This window comes from Mycobacterium shinjukuense, from assembly GCF_010730055.1.
Classification (GTDB): Bacteria; Actinomycetota; Actinomycetes; order Mycobacteriales; family Mycobacteriaceae; genus Mycobacterium; species Mycobacterium shinjukuense.
Map to the genome: position 1 here is coordinate 3,500,486 of NZ_AP022575.1, position 20,244 is coordinate 3,520,729.

Annotated in this window: 17 protein-coding genes and 1 pseudogene; 10 read left to right on the forward strand and 8 right to left on the reverse strand. The window is 67.9% G+C overall.

Annotated features, from left to right (window positions below):
• Positions 1–168: 168 nt before the first annotated feature.
• The 3 genes from G6N20_RS15805 to G6N20_RS15815 form a co-directional block, all read right to left on the reverse strand.
• Complete coding sequence (locus tag G6N20_RS15805; protein WP_083045719.1) at positions 169–1,074, reverse strand: class I SAM-dependent methyltransferase; 906 nt, start codon at positions 1,072–1,074, stop codon at positions 169–171.
• A gap of 82 nt (positions 1,075–1,156) precedes the next feature.
• Entirely contained in the window at positions 1,157–2,737 is a 1,581-nt protein-coding gene (locus tag G6N20_RS15810; protein ID WP_083045826.1) for a PPE family protein, read from the reverse strand.
• Positions 2,738–2,751: 14 nt separating this feature from the next.
• Positions 2,752–2,898 (reverse strand): hypothetical protein, encoded by a 147-nt coding sequence (locus G6N20_RS15815; protein WP_158084735.1) that lies wholly within the window; start codon positions 2,896–2,898, stop codon positions 2,752–2,754.
• A 196-nt stretch (positions 2,899–3,094) separates the two neighbouring features.
• On the opposite strand from G6N20_RS15815, the gene G6N20_RS15820 reads away from it, so the two are divergent.
• Positions 3,095–3,352: a ribbon-helix-helix protein, CopG family gene (locus G6N20_RS15820; protein WP_083045721.1), complete on the forward strand. Its 258-nt coding sequence runs from the start codon at positions 3,095–3,097 to the stop codon at positions 3,350–3,352.
• A gap of 24 nt (positions 3,353–3,376) precedes the next feature.
• Complete coding sequence (locus G6N20_RS15825; protein WP_083045722.1) at positions 3,377–3,805, forward strand: type II toxin-antitoxin system VapC family toxin; 429 nt, start codon at positions 3,377–3,379, stop codon at positions 3,803–3,805.
• Positions 3,806–3,817: 12 nt separating this feature from the next.
• Here G6N20_RS15825 and G6N20_RS15830 read toward each other — a convergent pair whose 3' ends face one another.
• A complete protein-coding gene (locus G6N20_RS15830) occupies positions 3,818–4,726 on the reverse strand; it encodes an oxygenase MpaB family protein (RefSeq protein WP_083045723.1) in 909 nt (302 codons plus the stop codon).
• A gap of 88 nt (positions 4,727–4,814) precedes the next feature.
• Between G6N20_RS15830 and G6N20_RS15835 the strand changes: the two genes are divergently transcribed.
• Entirely contained in the window at positions 4,815–5,528 is a 714-nt protein-coding gene (locus G6N20_RS15835) for a TetR/AcrR family transcriptional regulator (protein WP_083045724.1), read from the forward strand.
• On the opposite strand, the gene G6N20_RS15840 is transcribed toward G6N20_RS15835, so the two are convergent.
• The gene (locus G6N20_RS15840; protein WP_083045725.1) at positions 5,520–6,104 is read right to left on the reverse strand and encodes a VOC family protein; all 585 of its coding nucleotides are present in this window, start codon (positions 6,102–6,104) and stop codon (positions 5,520–5,522) included. The genes G6N20_RS15835 and G6N20_RS15840 overlap by 9 nt on opposite strands.
• Before the next feature lie 83 nt (positions 6,105–6,187).
• On the opposite strand from G6N20_RS15840, the pseudogene G6N20_RS15845 reads away from it, so the two are divergent.
• Positions 6,188–6,363 (forward strand): annotated as a pseudogene (locus tag G6N20_RS15845) (TetR family transcriptional regulator); the annotation flags it as partial.
• Between the two features lie 81 nt (positions 6,364–6,444).
• Positions 6,445–7,578 (forward strand): alpha/beta fold hydrolase domain-containing protein, encoded by a 1,134-nt coding sequence (locus G6N20_RS15850; protein WP_083045827.1) that lies wholly within the window; start codon positions 6,445–6,447, stop codon positions 7,576–7,578.
• Between the two features lie 288 nt (positions 7,579–7,866).
• Here the strand turns inward: G6N20_RS15850 and ricR are convergent, their stop codons facing one another.
• Both ricR and G6N20_RS15860 read right to left on the reverse strand, forming a co-directional pair.
• The gene (gene ricR / locus G6N20_RS15855) at positions 7,867–8,172 is read right to left on the reverse strand and encodes a copper-sensing transcriptional repressor RicR (protein ID WP_083045726.1); all 306 of its coding nucleotides are present in this window, start codon (positions 8,170–8,172) and stop codon (positions 7,867–7,869) included.
• A gap of 362 nt (positions 8,173–8,534) precedes the next feature.
• Positions 8,535–9,539, reverse strand: a complete 1,005-nt coding sequence (locus G6N20_RS15860; protein ID WP_083045727.1) for a DUF732 domain-containing protein — start codon at positions 9,537–9,539, stop codon at positions 8,535–8,537.
• A 526-nt stretch (positions 9,540–10,065) separates the two neighbouring features.
• Here G6N20_RS15860 and G6N20_RS15865 point away from each other — a divergent pair.
• A complete protein-coding gene (locus tag G6N20_RS15865) occupies positions 10,066–12,264 on the forward strand; it encodes an acyl-CoA dehydrogenase (RefSeq protein ID WP_083045728.1) in 2,199 nt (732 codons plus the stop codon).
• A gap of 63 nt (positions 12,265–12,327) precedes the next feature.
• On the opposite strand, the gene fadD2 is transcribed toward G6N20_RS15865, so the two are convergent.
• Positions 12,328–14,010, reverse strand: a complete 1,683-nt coding sequence (fadD2, locus tag G6N20_RS15870) for a long-chain-fatty-acid--CoA ligase FadD2 (protein ID WP_083045729.1) — start codon at positions 14,008–14,010, stop codon at positions 12,328–12,330.
• Between the two features lie 39 nt (positions 14,011–14,049).
• Here fadD2 and G6N20_RS15875 point away from each other — a divergent pair, with 39 nt between their 5' ends.
• The 4 genes from G6N20_RS15875 (at position 14,050) to G6N20_RS15890 (ending at position 20,233) form a co-directional block, all read left to right on the forward strand.
• Positions 14,050–15,282: a DNA polymerase domain-containing protein gene (locus tag G6N20_RS15875; RefSeq protein ID WP_142271799.1), complete on the forward strand. Its 1,233-nt coding sequence runs from the start codon at positions 14,050–14,052 to the stop codon at positions 15,280–15,282.
• 85 nt (positions 15,283–15,367) lie between these two features.
• Entirely contained in the window at positions 15,368–16,198 is an 831-nt protein-coding gene (locus G6N20_RS15880; RefSeq protein ID WP_163663095.1) for a hypothetical protein, read from the forward strand.
• A 97-nt stretch (positions 16,199–16,295) separates the two neighbouring features.
• The gene (locus tag G6N20_RS15885) at positions 16,296–16,586 is read left to right on the forward strand and encodes a hypothetical protein (protein WP_083045732.1); all 291 of its coding nucleotides are present in this window, start codon (positions 16,296–16,298) and stop codon (positions 16,584–16,586) included.
• Between the two features lie 32 nt (positions 16,587–16,618).
• On the forward strand, positions 16,619–20,233 hold the full coding sequence (locus G6N20_RS15890; RefSeq protein WP_083045733.1) for a hydantoinase B/oxoprolinase family protein: 3,615 nt from the start codon (positions 16,619–16,621) through the stop codon (positions 20,231–20,233).
• Positions 20,234–20,244: the final 11 nt, after the last annotated feature.

Genomic DNA, 20,244 nt, shown 5'->3' on the forward strand with positions numbered 1-20,244 from the left:
CCCATCCCGACGGCGCTGACCAGGCTGTTACCGGCACCAGCCGGGCGTTTGGGCACGACGCTCGACGCCATAACTCGCAGCTCCTCCACAGCCGAGACCAGGTAGGGCCACAGCCTAACTGAATATGATTTTCATTATCAAACCGCACCCTGAGCGCGGCGCCCCCGCTCACGGTCTGACGGCGCTGACCAGCGTGTTGCGGGAGAACATGGGCGCGGCCTCGGACCCCGGGCCCGGCACCGGCCGGCCGACCTCGCGCAGATAGTCGTTCAACGGTGTGCCGACGGCCGTCCAGCCGCGCTGGACGAACCATTCGGCGGCGGGCGCGCAACGCTCGTTGTAGACCAATTGGAAAAACGGGAGCTGATCGCCCTTGGCGACGGCGGCGCGTTCTTCTTCGACCTTGGCCGCGAATTCATCCGGGGGCAACGGGGCACCATCCTCGACCGCGACGTGGCTGCCGCGGCCGGCCAGGGTGTCGATGCCGGTGAACAGCTGCTCCTGCGCGTCGGCCGGCAGGTAGAACAACAGACCCTCGGCGATCCACGCCGAGCGCTTGCCAGGATCGAAACCGCTGTCGCGCAAGGCTTCTGGCCAATCGTCGCGCAGGTCTACAGCAATCTCTCTGCGCTCGGCTCGCGGTTGGGCGCCGTGGCCGGCCAGCACCTCGCGCTTGAAATCGAGGACCTGTGGGCGGTCCAACTCGTAGACGATCGTCCCATCCGGCCACGGCAGCCGGTAGGCACGGGAGTCCAGTCCGGCAGCCAAGATGACCACCTGGCGCGCGCCGGCATCGGCGGCGCGGCGGAAATAGCCGTCGAAGTACCTGGTGCGGGCGCCCTGGAAGTTGACGAAGTGCACGCCGAAGTCCGCCGACCTCAACTGGTGATCGGGGGCCGTGCCGTCGAGCACGTCGGCCCAGGAGCCGCCGACCGCACGGCAGAACAGCTCCGCATACGGGTCGACGGCCAGCGGGTCGGGCTTCTGGGCCTCCAGGGCTCTGGCGGCCGCGACGAAGAGCGCGGTCGACCCGACGCTGGTCGTGATGTCCCAGCTGTCACCTTCGGTGCGCACCCAACCGACCCTACGCGCCGAGCTCAAGCCCGATTGCCCGGCTCCTCCTCGGTCCGCCACGCGGACCGCATCGTCGCCGAGCTCAAGCCCGATTGCCCGGCTCGGGATCCCAGCTCCCCGGCACCATCGGCACCGTTGGGCCGCCACCGAACTCGTCACTGGCCAGGGTGGTCAAACCGCCCGCTTCGGCCAGCGCTTCCTTTCCCACCGTGCCGGCGAACCCCAGCGTCGCGGCACCGCGTTGCGAGGCCCGCACAACGGGTGCTGCGTCCGGTGGCGCGCCCCAGTCCGGGTCGACCTCGACATTCATATCCATGAACTCGTCGCCGTACCCGCGCTGAATCGCACGCTGACGCCGGCGCCGACGCGCCCGTTCGCGCGCCGCCGACCCCGCCGCCAGCGCCGCGCTGTCGGGCTCGGACGCCTTCCGCTGGGCGCTGGCACTGGCGCTGCTGCTCATCCCCGAGCCGAACCCAATGCCGGGAGGAGCAACGGCATAGGGGTAGCCGAATCCGCCGACGCCAACGGCCGGCGGCGCCGCCGGAGCCGCGCTGGCGATCGTGCTCGCCGCGGGCGCGGGTGCGGGCGCCGACGCCGACGCAGGTGCCGCGCCCGGTGCGGTGATGGTCGGCACCATCGCCGCGGCCGGCAACGGGTTGGGCACACTAGCTGCCGGCGGCACGGCTGCCGCGGCGATAGCGGCGGGCTGAATGCCGGCCAGCCCGGACAGGCCCGCGAAGCCGGTAACGACGCCCAGGTTGGAGATGACGGAACCGAGCGCGACCGCCAGCAGCTGCGGGGACTGGCTCAGCGCCTGAACGATCTGCACGATGTGCTCGGGGTAGTCGAAAAACAGAAGCTCAAAGTAGAACTCCAGAGCCTCCGTCGGATTGGTAAACAGTTGCTGGACGAACGTTTCGAAGTCCTTACTGAATTCGATGGCACGAACAACCCACCAGATCGGTTCGGCCGCGTTCGTATAGTCCTCGAACGGGATTCCGTTCATGGTGCCTTCAGCGGGATCCCAGACAAGCCGGCCACCGCTGACGATGCGCAGCAGGTACGCAACGAGATAATCCAACAGGGTCGGCTCACCGCCGTGGTCGTGGTCGTGGTCGTGGTCGTCGTCGTCGACCGCTTCGGCTGCCACGATCTGCGGTGCGGGGGTGGTCTGTGGTGTCGACGCCACCGCCGCGCCGGACACCGCTTCGTAGGTCGCCATCGTCGTCGCGGCCTGGACCCACATCCGCACATAGTCGGCCTCGTTGAGCGCGATCGGAATCGTGTTGATCCCGAAGAAGTTCGTCGCCACCAACACCGCGTGCAGGGCGTGGTTGGCGGCGAGCTCGGCCAATGTCGGCATGGCCGCCAACGCGGTCGTGTAGGCCGCGGCCGCGATCTCGTGCTGCGCGGCGGCCCCCGCGCTGGCGGCACTGGCCTGCATCAGCCACATCAGATACGGCACGTGGGCGGCCACATACCGCTCGGCGCTAGGCCCTTCCCATGCTCCCGCCTGCACCGAACCCAACAAAGCGGTGAGTTCGTCGGCCACCGCCGTGTACTCGGTGCTCAGCGCGGACCACGCCATCGCGGCCGATAAGAGTGACCCGGGACCTGGGCCGCCGCTGAGCAACGCGGAATGCACTTCCGGTGGCGACGCCATCCAGACCGGGGCGGTCACGGCATGCCGCGGCTGATCGGATCGACCGCCGGCGCCGCCGCGAGCATCGCGGCGCCACGACGGGCGCCCGCCCCGCGGACGTTCGACGCCTCGACACGCGCGCTAGCGACGGTGGGTCCTTCCGGTATGACGCGCAACGCCATGGCAGACACACCTCGATTGCAGAGTTCGGACATGTTGTCCCGCAGCTTACTGAAAATGGTTGTCGTTAACAACCATGCCGGCGTGCCGCGTCCTGACCGGTGCCGCACTCGGTGATGCACGGATCCACGCGGCATCGGCGCCGTTGATCCGCATGCCGACCTGAGTTGATGCTTTAGATGCCGTACTCTGATCATCGTGCGCACCACCGTGTCGATCTCCGATGAACTACTCGCTGCCGCCAAACGCCGGGCCCGCGAGCGTGGCCAGTCGCTAGGTGCGGTGATCGAGGACGCCCTTCGCCGCGAGTTCGCCGCCGCCCATGTGGGCGGCGCCCGCCCGACCGTCCCGGTTTTCGACGGCGGCACCGGTCCGCGGCGAGGCCTCGACCTGACCTCGAATCGGGCGTTGTCCGAAGTGCTCGACGAGGGCCTGGAACTGAACTCGCGGATGTGAGCCCGAATAGGCCGCAAACAAGCGATGTTTCTTCTCGACGTCAACGTGCTGCTCGCTGCACACCGCGGCGACCATCCGAATCACCAAACCGTCCGCCCGTGGTTCGATCGACTGCTTGCGGCCGACGACCCCTTCACAGTGCCCAACCTGGTATGGGCGTCGTTCCTCCGGCTGGCGACAAATCGACGCATCTTCGAGATTCCGTCACCGCGAGCGGATGCATTCGCATTCATCGACGCCGTCACCGCCCAGCCCCATCACCTTCCGACCAACCCCGGTCCCCGACACCTCGCACTGCTGCGAAAGCTCTGCGACGAGGCCGATGCGTCTGGCGACCTCATACCCGACGCGGTACTCGCGGCCATAGCAGTGGAGCATCACTGCGCCGTGGTGAGCCTGGACAGGGATTTCGCCCGGTTCACCTCGGTGCGCCACGTTCACCCGGCAGTCTGATCGCGGGTGCCCTCACACCAAGGGCCGGCCCGTCCTGATCCGGCGGTCCAGGTCCCAGAGCATCAGGTTGAACGGGAACTCCCGCACACAGTGCGGCAACGCGCGATTCACCGCGCCCACCACGGCCATCAGCCGGTCGAAGCGTCGTTGCTTGACGTCGTCCCAGGGCAATCGCATCTCGTCGCGAAACCGTTGCGGCAGAAAGCCGGTGGTGATCAGCAACGCCAAGCTTTCCGAGAGCCTGCGCACCGGGCCCGGCAACGGCATACCGTTGATTCGCGACACCGCGATGGGATACAGGTAGTCGCGGACGGCGTCGTCGATGTGCACCCTTTCCAACGACTCCTGCCAGTACCGGTCGAAGGCCGCCCGATCGGGTGGCCACATCTGCGGCGGCACCTGTAGCGTGGTGGCCAATGCCATGCCCTCGCGGTAACGGCGATCGGCTTCCTCCTCATCCATCTCGCCGACGAAGACGCGGTGGACGTCGACGGCGCCCTTGTACAGGCAGGCCGCCACCCATAGCTGCAGATCCGGGTCGAACGCGTTGTAGGAGACCGGGCTGTCCGGCGTGGAGTGGACCTGCGCATGCGCACCGTTGACGGCGCGGCGGAAGGCCGCCTTCTGGGCGTCGGTTCCAGCGACCGCCACGGCCAGGTAGGTAAACGTGGTGCGCGCCCGCTTGATGGGATGGCGGTCGATTCGACCGCTTTCGACACGGCTTTCCAATACGCCGTAGCCAACGGCCGGCAGCGCCAACTCCATGATCACGTTGGCCGGCCCCGCCAGCAGCGCCACACCCATCAACCCGCGGTCGGCCGCGATCCGTCGTCGGCGCCCGCCGGGCCGCGGACGGGCCGGGTCGGCGATCGGGCGCTCGACGTGAGGAATGGGCCGCTGGACCGTCTGGTGCATCACCATCGTTGGCCCCCTACCGTCACCCGCAAATTGTGAAAACGTTTGTTTCCTGATATTGTCGGTGCGTTGCTCTGGTGTCAAGAGGGTGCTCATGGCCGATCCAGCCGGGTTGACCGGGAGTTCGAGCGCGCGGCCATATCGAGGGGTTAAGGCCGCCGAGCGACTCGCGGAACGCCGCCGGCGGCTGCTGGCCGCCGGCCTGGATCTGTTGGGGTCGGAGCAACAGGACATCTCCGGGCTGACCGTTCGCGCGGTTTGCCGCAACGCCGGCCTGGCATCGCGCTACTTTTACGAAAGCTTCGCCGACAAGGATGAATTCGTCGCCGGTGTTTTCGATTGGGTGGTAGCCGAGCTGGCTACCACCACCCAGGCCGCGGTAGCGGCGGTGCCGGCACACGAGCAGGCCCGCGCCGGGATGGCCAACATCGTGCGGACCATCGCCGACGATCCCCGGATCGGACGGCTGCTGTTCAGCACGCAGCTGGCCGACGCCGTGGTCGTGCGCAAGCGCGCCGAGTCCACCGCACTGTTCGCGATGTTGTCCGGACGGCACGCCATCGACGTGCTACGGGCACCGGCAGACGAGGCCATCACTGCGGCAGCACACTTCGTGGTCGGTGGCGTCGGCCAGACCATCAGCGCCTGGCTGGCCGGCGACGTCCGACTCCAACCCGATCAGCTCGTCGATCTACTGGCGTCGCTGCTCAACGAACTCGCCGACCCGAACCTGGTCCGTCCCCGAGTCACGGCGGCGGCGCCACCCGATGCCGCAGCGTCGCGGGCGGCCACCGGCGCATCAGGGTGAGTCGCACAGTGCGCCGCGCCGCCGGTCGGCCGCCGTCCTGGGTACGGCCGGTGTGTCGCGTTCGGTGAATTCCTTTATCCAACAGGCGAATTCCAGAGTGATGCCGTCGGGATCCTGGAAGTAGAACGAGCGCACGTACACCCCGGGATGCACCGTCGCCGATACCTGCATCGGGCTCTCGTCGTGGTTGAGCACCGGCCCGACCCGGACACCCTTTTCCTTCAGCCGCTTGCGGTAGACGTCGAATTTTTCCGGTGGCACGTGGAACGCCAGATGGTTCATGGTGCTCACCGCGCTGGTGATATCCCCGATGCCGGGAATGGCGTCCGGCGACGAGATGCCCGGGACCCGATCGGGTGCATCGGCGAACCAGAAAAACGCGACGCAGTCCCCGTTGCCGGCGTCGAAAAAGAAGTGTTGTCCCTGGCCGCCGGGCAGATCGAGCGACTTGATCAGCGGCATGCCGAGCACGTTGCTGTAAAAGTCCACGGTGCGTGCCATGTCGGAACACACCAGGGCGACGTGATTGATTCCGCTGAGCTCGAACTCGGTGTTGGCGTTGTGCGGCTTGATCATCGTGCAAACTCCCTATCCCGGGCATCGGCCCTGGCTAGGATCCGAATCTAGCATCGGAGTCAGTTTTGCTGGAGGTGCCTCAGGTGCCGGAGTTCCCGACGCGACGCGGGCGCCGGACGCAGGCCGCGACGGACACGGCTGCCCGGACAGTCATCGCGCGCGCAGGCATCCTGGCGACGACCATCGCCGATATCGCCGCAGACGCGGGCCGCCTGGCAGCATCGTTGACAACTACCACGACTCCAAAGAGGCGATCATCCCGACCCGACGAGCCGGCCCGCATCCAAGCACTGGCCACCGTCAACTGCCGAACCATCTACCGCCAGGAGGATCGCTGACAGTGACGGGTCACGCGGGCACCGCGGGGGTCATTCGAGAGTTCGTGGGGCTGCCGTCGCCCACCGCGGGGCGCGCCGGTGCCGGTGGGCACCCTTGCCAGGGTCTTTACCACCGAGGCGTGGGACGCAAGCCCAAGGTGGCCGTGATCGCCACGCATTACCAGATCGATTTCTCCGAGCACTATCTCGCCGACTACATGGCCATCCGCGGCGTCGGATTCCTGGGCTGGAACACCAGGTTCCGCGGTTTCGAAAGCAGCTTTCTGCTCGATCATGCGCTGGTCGACATCGGGGTCGGGGTGCGCTGGCTGCGCGAGACTCAGCGCGTGGAAACAGTGGTACTACTGGGTAATTCGGGAGGGGGTTCGCTGATGGCCGCCTACCAGTCACAGGCGGTCGATCCGAACGTGACACCCCTTGACGGCATGCGGCCCGCCGCCGGCCTGGCCGAGCTGCCCGCCGCCGACGGATACGTTGCCACCGCCGCCCACCCCGGACGCCCGGATGTGCTGACCGCGTGGATGGACGGCGCTGTCATCGACGAAAACGATCCGGTGGCAACCGATCCCGATCTCGACCTGTTCAACGGGCGCAATGGCCCGCCCTACTCGCCGGAGTTCCTGAGCCGCTACCGCGCGGCGCAGGTCGCACGTAACCACGCCATCACCGACTGGGCTGAAATGGAGCTCAAACGTGTTCGCGCCGCGGGGTTTTCGGATCGTCCGTTCACCGTGATGCGTACTTGGGCCGACCCCCGCATGGTCGATCCCGGCATCGAACCCACCAAGCGCCCGCCCAACCAGTGCTATGCGGGCACGCCGGCGAAGGCGAACCGCTCAGCACACGGCATCGCCGCGGCGTGCACGCTGCGTGGCTGGCTGGGCATGTGGAGCCTGCGGGTGGCCCAAACCCGGGCCGAGCCGCACCTGGCCCGCATCACCTGCCCGGCCCTGGTGATCAACGCCGAAGCCGATACCGGCGTCTTCCCGTCGGATGCCCAGCGCATCTACGACGCACTCGCGAGCAGCGACAAGACCCGGGTCTCGATCGACACCGATCATTACTTCACCACGCCGGGGGCACGTAGCGAGCAAGCTGACATCATCGCCAAATGGATTGCCAAGCGATGGCGCTGACGGCCTGCCCGCATCACCTGGCTGGGCTTAAGCCCTGGTTGGGCTAAGCCGCGTAACGGCGCGTGCGGCTCTTGGCGCTTGATCAGTCGTTGCACGTGCAATCGGGATGACCACACGCGCAGCCGGCTGCTTGGGTACACGCGGAGTCACCACAGGTGCAGCCGGTCGATTTGCACTGGCAAGGTTGAGTCTCGGTCATCCATGCATTCTATACCCTGGTAGGGTACTTAGGTCAAGAGTGCCTCTCCGTTTGACCAACGGTTGGAATCGCCCGTCCCTGCGTGCAAATCAGGAGCGAACCAGTCGTGCGATAGCCGCGGAGGCCTCGGAGAGTTTCACGTCAGCTTCGGTTCCCCCCTGGGCAATCGCTTGGCTTACACAGCTGTCAAGGTGGTCGTCGAGTAGGTTCAACGCCACCGAGCGCAATGCACTGCTGGCTGCGCTGATTTGCGTAAGGATGTCGATGCAGTACTTGTCCTCGTCGATCATCTTTGCGATGCCGCGAATCTGGCCCTCGATTCGGCGCAGTCGCTTGGCGTAGCTGTCCTTGTGCGACACATACCCGTATGCGGTTTCCACCCGACCTCCCAGCATTTTCGTCACCGTTGTGTGTTCTCGCGTCGCCGCGCGGTGCGGAGTTGAATCGACCACCTATCACGTCTGCACTAGCCGCGGGTATTCCAAGGGAATCCAGACAGCTTCGACGTCGTCATTGTACCCTGCGGGGGTACACCTTTGTGCGAGCCAGGACCGCGGTGATCAATTGGTCGACGAGGTGCGCGCCGGCCGATTCGGTTCCGGCGAGACACCAGCGATTGGGCAACATCGTGGCGCAGCCGCCGCGATGTGCCCTAGGGCGATGGGCGAGTGACCGCGCGGCCTGAACCGAGGTGATCCGATCGTCGCGACGCGATCAACGGCAGGCGGTGGCGGCGGCCGACGACTCAGTTCCCGTCTCACGGTGCGAGCCTGACAAAGCCCGGTGGCATCGGTCGCGGCGGCGGAAGCGGCTCCACCGGACCGCCACCACCGTTGCCGCCACTGCCGCCGCCGCCGACGCCACCCCCCGACTGAGGAGCATCAGCAGGTTGCTCCACCGCTTGGGGCGGCGGTGGCTGTTGCGGCGGGGGTGGCTCTTGCGGCGGCGGCTGTTGCGGCGGCTGTTGCGGTGGCTGGTGCGGCGGCGGCGGCGATCGCTTTGGTGGCTGCGGAGCCACGATCGGCGGCGGTGGTGCCAGGGTCTGCGCCGTCGGCGGCGGCGGTGTCGGAATCTGCGGAGGGTTCGGCAAGACGGGATGCCCCGCCGGAGCCGCTTCGATCAGCGAGGCGAGCACCGCGTCATGCGCGTCAGAGTCCCACCGATCGGACCCGTAGCGGCCCGCCACCACAGCGCCGCCGTCCATCCAGTGTGACCGCCGACCCGTACCGGTGCCCGCCGGTTCCTGCCTCGGCGGCGGCGTGTTGGTCAGGCCCAACGCCCGCGGGCGCTGCCGCAGGTTGTTTTCTGAGTTGACTGCGTCGTACGGGTACGCGACGACCCGGTGCGTCGGTTCGCTCGATCCCGGCGCGAAATTAGCCATGATGGAGGCTATCTTGCCTTGATCATGTGGGCAGTAGGCCTCGACGGCCGCGCTGATGAATCGTTTGATGGTGGTCGTCACGCGGTCCGGCGGGTACAGGCGCGCGGTCGAGTCCACGTTGAACGCGTGCTTCCTCATTGCGTCCACCAGGTCGTCCACCGGCACGCCAGCATCCAGCTTGCGACAAATCTTGTGGGCCGTGGCGATGAGGCTCGGCACGTTCTCGAGGGCAGGGATTTCTTTGCTATCGAGCAGTGCCAGAAACTGCTCGTCCTGGTTTGGGTCGGCCGCTGTTACGCCGCCGCTCAAGATTGCGGCGCCGGATAGCACCAGGATGGCGCCAACTAGGGTGCCGACTCGGTGAGTGATGCCGGTGAGCATGACAAGGGCTTCCGTTCTGCTAAAGCCGTCACCTGGCGGGCTATGGATCGTGATCTACGCCACGATGTGTGGCTGTCTGGTTGGGTTTCCCCGGCGCCATGATGTCGTTTCACAACGCCGATCCGGTGTGGGCGTAGGCCGGGGCACAAGGTGCAATAGCGAGCCAGATTCCGAGAAGGACATCGAGACTGCCGGCCATGTGCGCCCAAGATTTTTGTGCCCACAAGCGGTACCTCCGCATCTCTTGTCGGATGCTCTCGTAGCATGCTCCAAATATACCCCTTGGGGGTAGGGCCTAAAGGCCTTAGATTGGCCGGGCATGTCGTCGCTTGCTCACGTCGGCAGTAGAAGTTTCAGGCTCTGATGACTTCTTCTGTGGTCGCTCACACCGTTGGCCGGCGTTTGGCTACACGGCGGTTGTCGCCCGCCGTCGGCCGCGCGCCGGGTAGGCCCCTGCCCGTCTGGTCAGCCAACCGACCGGTTGTTAGCTTGAGTGTGAACCCGGGAAAGCAATGGAAGGCGACCAATGCCGATCGCAATAACTCCGGAGCATCAGGACCTGGCCGAGTCGGTGCGTGCCTTGGTCGCGCGGGTAGCGCCGTCCGAGGTGCTGCACGCGGCGATGGAGACCCCGTTGGACAACCCGCCGCCGTACTGGCAGGCGGCGGTCGACCAAGGCTTGCCAGGTGTGCACTTGCCCGAATCGGTCGGCGGACAAGGTTTCGGCATCGTTGAGCTGGCGGTGGTGCTGGCCGAGTTCGGCTACGGGGCGGTGCCCGGCCCGTTCGTGCCGTCGGCGATCGCCAGCGCACTGATCGCCGCGCATGACCCGCAGGCCACGGTGCTCGCCGAGCTGGCATCCGGGGCCGCCATCGCCTGCTACGCGCTCGATTCCGGGCTGACCGCCACCCGGCATGGCGCAGGAGATAGGGCAGCGCTGGTGATCCGCGGCGAGATCCGCGTGGTTCCCGCGGCGGCTCAGGCGTCGGTGCTGGTGCTGCCGGTGGCCATCGACGGCGGCGAGAAGTGGGTCATGCTGCGCGCCGAACAACTCGAAATCGAGCCGGTCGCCAGCCTGGATCCGCTGCGGCCCATCGCCCAGGTGCGAGCCCACGCCGTCGAGGTCGGCGACGATGTCGTGCTGAGCAATCTAAGCCTGACCACCGCCCGTGCGCTGGTAACCACCCTGTTATCGGCCGAGGCCGTCGGCGTGGCGCGGTGGGCGACCGACACCGCATCGGCCTACGCCAAGATTCGTGAACAATTCGGCAGGCCGATCGGCCAGTTCCAGGCGATCAAGCACAAGTGCGCGGAGATGGTAGCCGACACCGAGCGGGCCACCGCCGCGGTGTGGGACGCCGCGCGCGCCCTGGACGAGGCGGGCGAGGCCGACGACGCCGGTGTCGAGTTCGCCGCCGCGGTGGCGGCGACGTTGGCGCCAACCGCCGCCCAGCGGTGCACGCAAGACTGCATTCAGGTGCATGGGGGCATCGGCTTCACCTGGGAGCACGACGCGGGCGTGTACTACCGGCGGGCGCTCATGCTGGCCGCCTGCTTTGGTCGCGCCTCGGAGTACCCGCGCCACGTGGTGGACACAGCGACCACCACGGGCATGCGCACGGTGGACATCGACCTCGATCCGGACACCGAAAGGCTGCGGGTCGAGATCCGGGCCGAGGTGGCCGCGCTCAAGCAGATGCCGCGTGAAAAGCGCGCGGTCGCGATCGCCGAAGGCGGCTGGGTGCTGCCGCATCTGCCCACGCCGTGGGGGCGCGCGGCCAGCCCGGTCGAGCAAATCATCATCGCCCAGGAGTTCACCGCGGGACGGGTCAAGCGGCCGCAGATCGCCATCGCGGCCTGGATCGTGCCGTCGATCGTGGCGTTCGGAACCGAAGAACAAAAACAACGCTTCCTGCCGCCCACCTTTCGCGGCGACATCTTCTGGTGCCAGCTGTTTTCCGAGCCGGGCGCGGGATCGGATCTGGCCAGCCTGGCGACCAAGGCCACCCGGGTGGACGGCGGCTGGCGAATCACCGGCCAGAAGATCTGGACCACCGCCGCGCAGTTCTCGCACTGGGGCGCGCTGCTGGCCCGGACCGACCCATCGGCGCCCAAGCACAACGGCATCACCTACTTCCTGCTGGACATGAAATGCGACGGCGTAGTGGTCAAGCCGCTGCGCGAGCTCACCGGTCACGAGTTTTTCAACACCGTCTACCTCGACGACGTGTTCGTGCCGGATGAGTTGGTGCTCGGGGAGGTGAACCGGGGATGGGAGGTCAGCCGCAACACCCTGACGGCCGAGCGGGTGTCGATCGGCAGCAACGACACCAACTTCTTGGCCACCCTGGACCAGTTCGTCGAGTTCGTCCGAGACGGCCAGTTCGACCAGGTCGCCCAACACCGCGCCGGCCGGTTGATCGCCGAGGGCCACGCCGCCAAGCTGCTCAACCTGCGCTCCACCCTGATGACGTTGGCCGGTCGTGACGCCATGCCGTCGGCGGCGATCTCCAAGCTGCTGTCGATGCGCACCGGCCAGGGGTATGCCGAGTTCGCGGTGTCGTCCTTAGGCGCCGAGGCTGCCGTCGGCGACACCGACCGGCCAGCGGGCAAGTGGGGCGAGTATCTGCTGGCCAGCAGGGCCACCACCATTTACGGCGGCACCTCGGAGGTGCAGCTGAACATCATCGCCGAGCGGCTGCTGGGCCTGCCCCGCGACCCGTAGGGCTCCCGCGCTCCCGCGCGAGCTGGGGGCACCTCCCGCTTGCGGGGGAACGCAAAGGCAAAATTACAGCTTGCGCAGCTCGCGTTTGAGGATCTTTCCGGTCGGGTTGCGCGGCAGCTCGTCGAGAAAGATGACGTCGCGCGGCACCTTATAGCGGGCCAGATGGTCACGCACGTACTGCTTGATCGCGTCCTCGTCGAGGGTGGCCCCCGGCTTCTTGACCACGAACGCGCGCAGCCGGGCGCCCCACTCCTTGTCGTCGACGCCCAGCGCGGTGGCCTCCACCACGTCGGGATGCCCGCTGATCAGGTCTTCAACTTCGGCGGGGAACACGTTCTCGCCGCCGGAGACGATCATCTCGTCGTCGCGGCCGCTGACGTAGAGCAGTCCGCGCTCGTCGAAATAGCCCACGTCACCCGACGACAGCAGGCCGTCGATGATCTGCTTGCCGCCGCCGCCGGTGTAGCCCTCGAACGGGAAGGCGTTGCCCACGAAGATGCGGCCGACGTCCCCCCGCGGGACCTCGTTGCCGTTGTCGTCGAGGATCTTGACCTTCACGCCCTTGACGACGGGTCCGACCGTGGCGGGGTTGAACTGCAGATCGTCGGGACCGGCGATGGTCGCGAACGCGACCTCGGTGGAGCCATACATGTTGTAGACGACGGGCCCGAGGTCCTTGAGGGCGCGGGTGGCCAGCTCCGCACCCAGTTGCGAGCCGGACACGAAGACGATCTTCAGGCTGGACAGATCGGGCTTCGTGTCCATCTTCTCGATCGCATCGAGGATCCGCGACAGCATCACCGGCACCACCACCAGCGCGGTCGCCTTGTGCTTCTCGATGTCTTCCACCACCAACGCCGGCTTGAACCGCCGCCGCAGCAGCAACGTCGAGCCCAGGAACATCGCGAGGGTGGCGTGCAGGTACCCCAGCGCGTGGAACATCGGGGCCGGCAACGACGTCACCTCGCCGGCCTTGAAGGGGACGTGCGACAAGATGCCACCGACCGGCGCCAGCGTCGGCGGGGTCCGCCGGTTCGCCCCCTTCGGCGTGCCGGTCGTTCCGCTGGTCAGGATGATGATCGACGCGTGCTTGCTGGCTTTCGGAGCGGGCGCGGTGCTGCTGCGCGCGATCAGCTCCGCCAGCGTCTCGTCGGTGCTGCCCGACGGCTCATCCGCATCGGGGTTGACACCGAGCGCCCGCAGCTTGCCCAACGGCGGCTCGGCCTTGCTGACGGCCTCGGTGTACTCGTCGTCGTAGATGATGATCTTGGCGCCCTCGCGCTCGGACACCTCTTTGATCTGCGGGCCGGAGAATTCGCTGTTGAGCAAGATGATGCGGGCGCCGACCCGGGCCGCGCCGTAGTTGGCGATCAGGAACCAGCGGTGGTTGCGCGCCAGGATGGCGACACCGTCGCCGCCGCGGACCCCCTTGGCCAGTAGCCCGTTGGCCACCGCGTGGGCGGCGTTGTCGAGCTGCTGGTAAGTGAGCGTGCCCTCTTCGTCGATCACCGCCGCCTTGTGGGGCGCACGCCGGGCATTGTGTGCCGGCAGCATTCCGAACTCGCCCCACTTGCGGATATCGGCTGCCATCGCGGCGTAGTTCAGCGGCGGCTCCAGCCCGATGGCGCCTGATTCGATGATCTTGCGCAGATAGTGCAATTCGGCCGTGCCGCGTTCGATGTACTGCTGCAGTTTGGCCCCGATTTTGGCTGGCGTCGGTCCAACCAGGTCGCTGAGGTTCGGCATGAACCTCACAATAGACTCGGATCGCAGCGCGGCCAGAAAATGCCTCGGCCCTACCATGGACGCATGTCGCGTCCGGTGTCACTGGATGTTGCCGGACGCCGCGTCACCATCACTCATCCCGATAGGGTCGTATTCCCCGGCCCCGGCCACACCAAGCTCGACCTAGTCCGGTACTACCTCGCCGTGGCCGAGGGTGCGGTGCGCGGGGTGGCCGGCCGCCCGATGATCTTGAAGCGTTTCGTCAAGGGCATCTCGGCCGAAGCGGTGTTTCAGAAGCGCGCCCCCGCGAACCGGCCGGACTGGGTGGACGTGGCCGAGCTGCGCTACGCGTCGGGCACCTCGGCCGCCGAAGCCGTCATTCACGACGCCGCCGGACTGGCGTGGGTGATCAACCTCGGTTGCGTCGACCTCAATCCGCATCCGGTGCTCGCCGCCGACCTCGACCATCCCGACGAACTGCGGGTGGACCTGGACCCGATGCCCGGCGTCGGGTGGCGACGGGTCGTCGAGGTCGCGCTGGTGGCCCGGGAGGTGCTGGAGGACTACGGGCTGACCGCGTGGCCGAAGACGTCGGGGGCGCGGGGCTTTCACGTCTATGCCCGGATCGCCCCTTGCTGGTCGTTCCCCCAGGTACGCCTGGCCGCCCAGACCGTGGCGCGTGAGGTCGAGCGCCGCCTGCCCGGGGCGGCAACCAGCCGGTGGTGGAAGGAAGAACGCGAGGGCGTGTTCGTCGACTTCAACCAGAACGCCAAGGACCGCACGGTCGCCTCGGCCTACTCGGTGCGGGCCACACCCGATGCCCGGGTGTCCACACCGCTGCACTGGGATGAGGTGGCCGACTGCGACCCGGCGGCGTACACCCTGGCCACCGTGCCGGGCCGGTTCGCCGAGCTGGGTGACCCCTGGGCCGGGATGGATGACGCGGTTGGCCGGCTCGACCTGCTGCTGGCGCTGGCCGAGGAATTGGGTCCGCCGCAGAAGGCACCCACAGGGTCGGGCCGGAGCGTCGACGGTCGGCGCCGGTCCTCGAAGCCGCTCATCGAGATCGCCCGCACCAAGACCAGAGATGAGGCGATGGCGGCGCTGGACACCTGGCGCGGCCGGTATCCCGGCGCCGCGGCCTGGTTGCAGCCCGCCGATATCCTCGTCGACGGCATGCGCGGGCCGAGTTCGATCTGGTACCGGATCCGGATCAACCTCCAGCACGTCCCGACCGACCAGCGCCCACCGCAGGAGCAGCTGATCGCCGACTACAGCCCGTGGCCGCAGTGAGAGCACGCCGCGGGTCGATCAGTTGCACCAGGCCGCGAGGATCGCGCGCCGCGGAGATGAGCAGCTGCGGGCCTGCAGTGCGGGGGTGGTGGAGGCGGTCGACGAGGCCCGCGCGGAGGGTTTTGACGTCGGTGAGGACTATTCGGTCGCCGACCGCTCGCGCGGCGGTTCGGCCGAGTACCGGGCGGCGCGTGTGGCCGCGGCCCAGGGACACGCCAGCTTCATCCGCCACCGGGTCGGCGCCCTGCTGGCCACCGATCACCGGCTGACCGCAGAGATCACCGCCGCCACCAGCGGCGTCGACGACCTCACCTTTCCGGAGGAACGCGTCATCGACGACACCGTCGTCGGTGACGACGAGCACGACGGGATCCAACTCGTCGACAACCACACGTGGAAAGACGCCCCGCCCAACCCATCCCGCCCGACCCGCAGCCGGGTCCGCTGCCGCCTGATCAACAACGCCGAAGACGTCCGCAAGGTGCTGGACCCGTTGCAAGACGGGGGGAAACGCGGCCCTGACGGGGTGGGCACGAAACCGAAGGTCAAGGAGCTGTGGGATGCCGCCACCGTCAAGCGGATGTGGGACTACCTGACCCGCAATGCCACCGATTGCCCAGGCCCACCGGACTATGACGGGCCAGTACGTGTCCTGCCCGACGGCACCGAGATCGGCTTGCGCCAAAGCGGCAAAGGCTGGGGTGACACCCTCGACGTCTGGTATCCCGACGGCACAGGTAGGAAGATCCACACCCCGTATGCTCCGCCGCTGATCAGCCCTCCGCCGCAACTGCCGCCGTCGGGGCACCCGGCCCCGCTGCCGGTGCCGCCACCGCAGGTGGGACATCCGCCGGTGGTGCTGCCGCCGACGCAGGTTGTGGACCGGCGAGGCTGCCGCCCTGCAGGCCCTCCTTGACCCAGTCATGCTCGGTCGCGGCGTCCATCACCACGGTTCCCTTCCCGGCACTCGAAAGCCCACGGGAAGCATTCTTCCAGGTCGCTACAGTGATCGGGTGAACACCGAGACCAGCCAACGCGGGCCGCGCAACAGCAGCGGCGAAATCCTGCGCCGGCTGGACCGGGGGCAGTGCTTCGCCGCCACCAGATGCGGCGTTCCCGTCGGCGAGCCGACCTTGGCCATGCGGCCCGCCAAAAGATCACCGCCCACGGCGGAGCGACTTCCCGCCCACTTGGCACCCAGCGCCCTGACGATGGCCAAGCCAGCCCACGCGACCGGCGACGGCGACGAGCGGTCCAACGTCGACGATGTTATCGAGCACCTGGTCGACGTCGTCGGCGTATGACGCTCCACGGACGATCCGCAAGGCGGGACCAGGTGGCGGGCGCGCGGTGGCAGTTCTGGGTCGACCGGGGCGGCACGTTCACCGACGTCGTGGCCCGCCGGCCGGACGGAAAGCTGCTGACCCACAAGCTGCTGTCGGACAACCCCGCCCGATACCGCGACGCCGCGGTGGCCGGCATCCGTGCGCTGCTCGGGACCGCCGAGGATATGCCCGTCTCGGTCGAGCACGTGGACGCGGTGCGGATGGGCACCACCGTCGCAACCAACGCGCTGCTGGAGCGCAAGGGGGAGCGCACGCTGCTGGTGATCACCCGCGGTTTCGGCGACGCGCTGCGAATCGGTTACCAGAATCGTCCCCGCATCTTCGACCGGCAGATCGTGCTGCCGGAGCTGCTGTACGAGCGGGTGGTGCAGGTCGACGAGCGGATCACCGCCGACGGCGTCGTGCTGCGTGCGCCCGACCTCGAGTCGCTGGGCACACACCTGCGCCAGGCCTACGCCGACGGGTTCCGCGCGGTCGCGGTGGTGTGCCTGCACAGCTACCTGTACCCGGCACACGAGCGAGCGATCGGCGAATTGGCCGAGCAGATCGGCTTCCCCCAGATCTCACTGTCGTCGCAGGTCAGCCCGCTGATGAAGCTGGTCCCACGCGGTGACACCACCGTGGTCGACGCCTATCTGTCTCCCGTGCTGCGCCGCTACATCGACCAGGTGGCCGACCAGACGCGTGGTGTGCGGCTGATGTTCATGCAGTCCAACGGGGGGCTGGCCGAGGCGGGGCACTTCCGCGGCAAGGACGCGATCCTGTCCGGCCCGGCCGGGGGCATCGTCGGCATGGTGCGGATGTCGGCGCTAGCCGGCTTCGACCACGTCATCGGCTTCGACATGGGCGGCACCTCCACCGACGTGTCACACTACGCCGGCCACTACGAGCGGGTGTTCACCACGCAGGTGGCCGGGGTCCGCTTGCGCGCTCCGATGCTCGACATCCACACGGTGGCCGCGGGCGGCGGGTCGATCCTGCACTTCGACGGCAGCCGCTACCGGGTCGGCCCGGACTCGGCCGGGGCCGACCCGGGCCCGGCATGCTATCGCCGCGGCGGTCCACTCACCGTCACCGACGCCAACGTGATGCTCGGCCGCATCCAGCCGGCGCACTTCCCCGCCGTGTTCGGCCCCGACGGCGACCAGCCACTGGATGACGAGATCGTGCGGCGCGGCTTTACCGAGCTGGCCGCCGACATCCGGGCACGCACCGGCGATGACCGTTCGCCCGAGCAGGTCGCCGAGGGGTTTCTGCAGATCGCGGTCACCAACATGGCCAACGCGGTCAAGAAGATCTCCGTCCAAAAGGGACACGACGTCACCCGGTACGTGCTGACCACGTTCGGCGGCGCCGGCGGGCAGCACGCGTGTGCGGTCGCCGACGCGCTCGGAATCCAACGAGTGCTGGTCCCGCCGATGGCCGGGGTGCTTTCCGCACTCGGCATCGGCCTGGCCGACACGACGGTGATGCGCGAGCAGGCCGTGGAGATCCGGCTCGAGACCACCGCCCTACCGCGGTTGGCCGGGGTCGCCGACGCCCTGGAGCGGACCGCCCGCGCCGAGCTGCTTGACGAGGGCATCGGAGCCGAGCGGATCCGGGCGGTTCGCCGAGTGCATCTGCGCTACCAGGGCACCGACACCGCGATCCCCGTCGAACTGGCCGAACTCGACGCGATGACCGCCGCGTTCGAAGACCGCCACCGCGGGACATACTCGTTCTTGCTGGACCGTCCGCTGATCGCGGAAGCGGTCTCGGTCGAGGCGACCGGGCTCACCGACCAACCCGACCTGTCCCACCTGGGTGACCAGTCGGCCGACGGCCCGCACACCACCGAATCCGTTCGGGTCTACTCCACCGGGCGGTGGCGCCACGCCCCCCTGCGGCAGCGGGAGCGGATGCGGCCCGGCGACACCGTGACCGGCCCGGCGATCATCGCCGAGGCCAACGCCACCACCGTCGTCGACGACGGCTGGCGGGCCAGACTCACCGCCACCGGACACCTGCTCGCCGAGCGCGTGACAGCGCCCGCGGCACACGCCGGCGCTCGGGCCGGTTTCCGGGCCGACCCGGTGCTGTTGGAGATCTTCAACAACCTGTTCATGTCGATCGCCGAGCAGATGGGCTTTCGGCTAGAATCCACCGCCCAGTCGGTGAATATCCGTGAACGACTCGACTTTTCGTGTGCCCTGTTCGATTCGGACGGCAACCTCGTCGCCAACGCCCCGCACATCCCGGTGCATCTGGGCTCCATGGGAACCACCGTCAAGGAGGTGGTCCGCCGGCGTGCCGGTCAGATCAAGCCGGGCAGCGTCTACGCCGTCAACGACCCCTACCACGGCGGCACTCACCTGCCGGACATCACCGTGGTGACCCCGGTGTTCGACGCCGCGGGCCGCGATGTCCTCTTCTTTGTGGCCTCGCGCGGGCATCACGCCGAGATCGGCGGAATCACCCCCGGCTCCATGCCCGCCACCAGCCGCGAAATCCACCAGGAAGGCGTGCTGTTCGACAACTGGCTCCTGGTGGACGGGGGGCGGTTTCGCGAGGCGGAAACCCGCCGGCTGCTCACCGAACCGCCGTTCGGGTCGCGCAATCCCGACACCAACCTGGCGGATCTGCGCGCGCAGGTCGCCGCCAACCAGAAGGGCGTCGACGAGGTCAACAAGATGATCGCCCACTTCGGCCTCGACGTCGTGTCGGCCTACATGCGCCACGTGCAGGACAACGCCGAGGAGGCTGTGCGTCGGGTCATCGACCGGCTCGACGACGGTCACTACCGCTACCAGATGGATTCCGGTGCGACGATCGCCGTCCGGGTGAGCGTCGACCGCGCCGCCCGCAGCGCCACCATCGACTTCACCGGAACCTCGCCCCAACTGGACACGAACTTCAACGCGCCCTCCTCGGTGGTGAATGCCGCGGTGCTGTACGTGTTCCGCACTTTGGTCGCCGACGACATCCCGCTCAATGACGGCTGCCTGCGCCCGTTGCGCATCGTCATTCCGGACCACACGATGCTCTCACCCGCCTACCCAGCCGCGGTGGTCGCCGGCAACGTGGAGACGTCGCAGGCGATCACGGGCGCGCTGTTCGCTGCGCTGCGGGTGCAGGCCGAGGGGGCGGGCACGATGAACAACGTCACGTTCGGCAACGACCGGCACCAGTACTACGAGACCATAGGATCGGGCTCAGGAGCCGGTGACGGGTTCGACGGGGCGTCCGTGGTGCAGACGCACATGACCAATTCCCGGCTCACCGATCCCGAAGTGCTCGAGTGGCGCTATCCGGTGCTGCTGCGGGAGTTCGCCATTCGGCGCGGCAGCGGCGGCGCCGGTCGTTGGCGCGGCGGTGACGGCGCCGTCCGGCGCATCGAGTTCATCGAGCCGATGACGGTGAGCACGTTGTCCGGTCATCGACGAGTCGCCCCGTACGGGATGGCCGGCGGCGCACCGGGAGCCCTGGGACGCAACCATGTGGAGCGCGCCGACGGCAGCACCGTCGAGCTGGCCGGCTGCGATTCGACGCAAGTCCAGCCCGGTGACGTGCTGGTCATCGAAACCCCCGGCGGCGGTGGGTACGGCCCACCGGCCGACCCCGGTTAGGAACCTCGCTC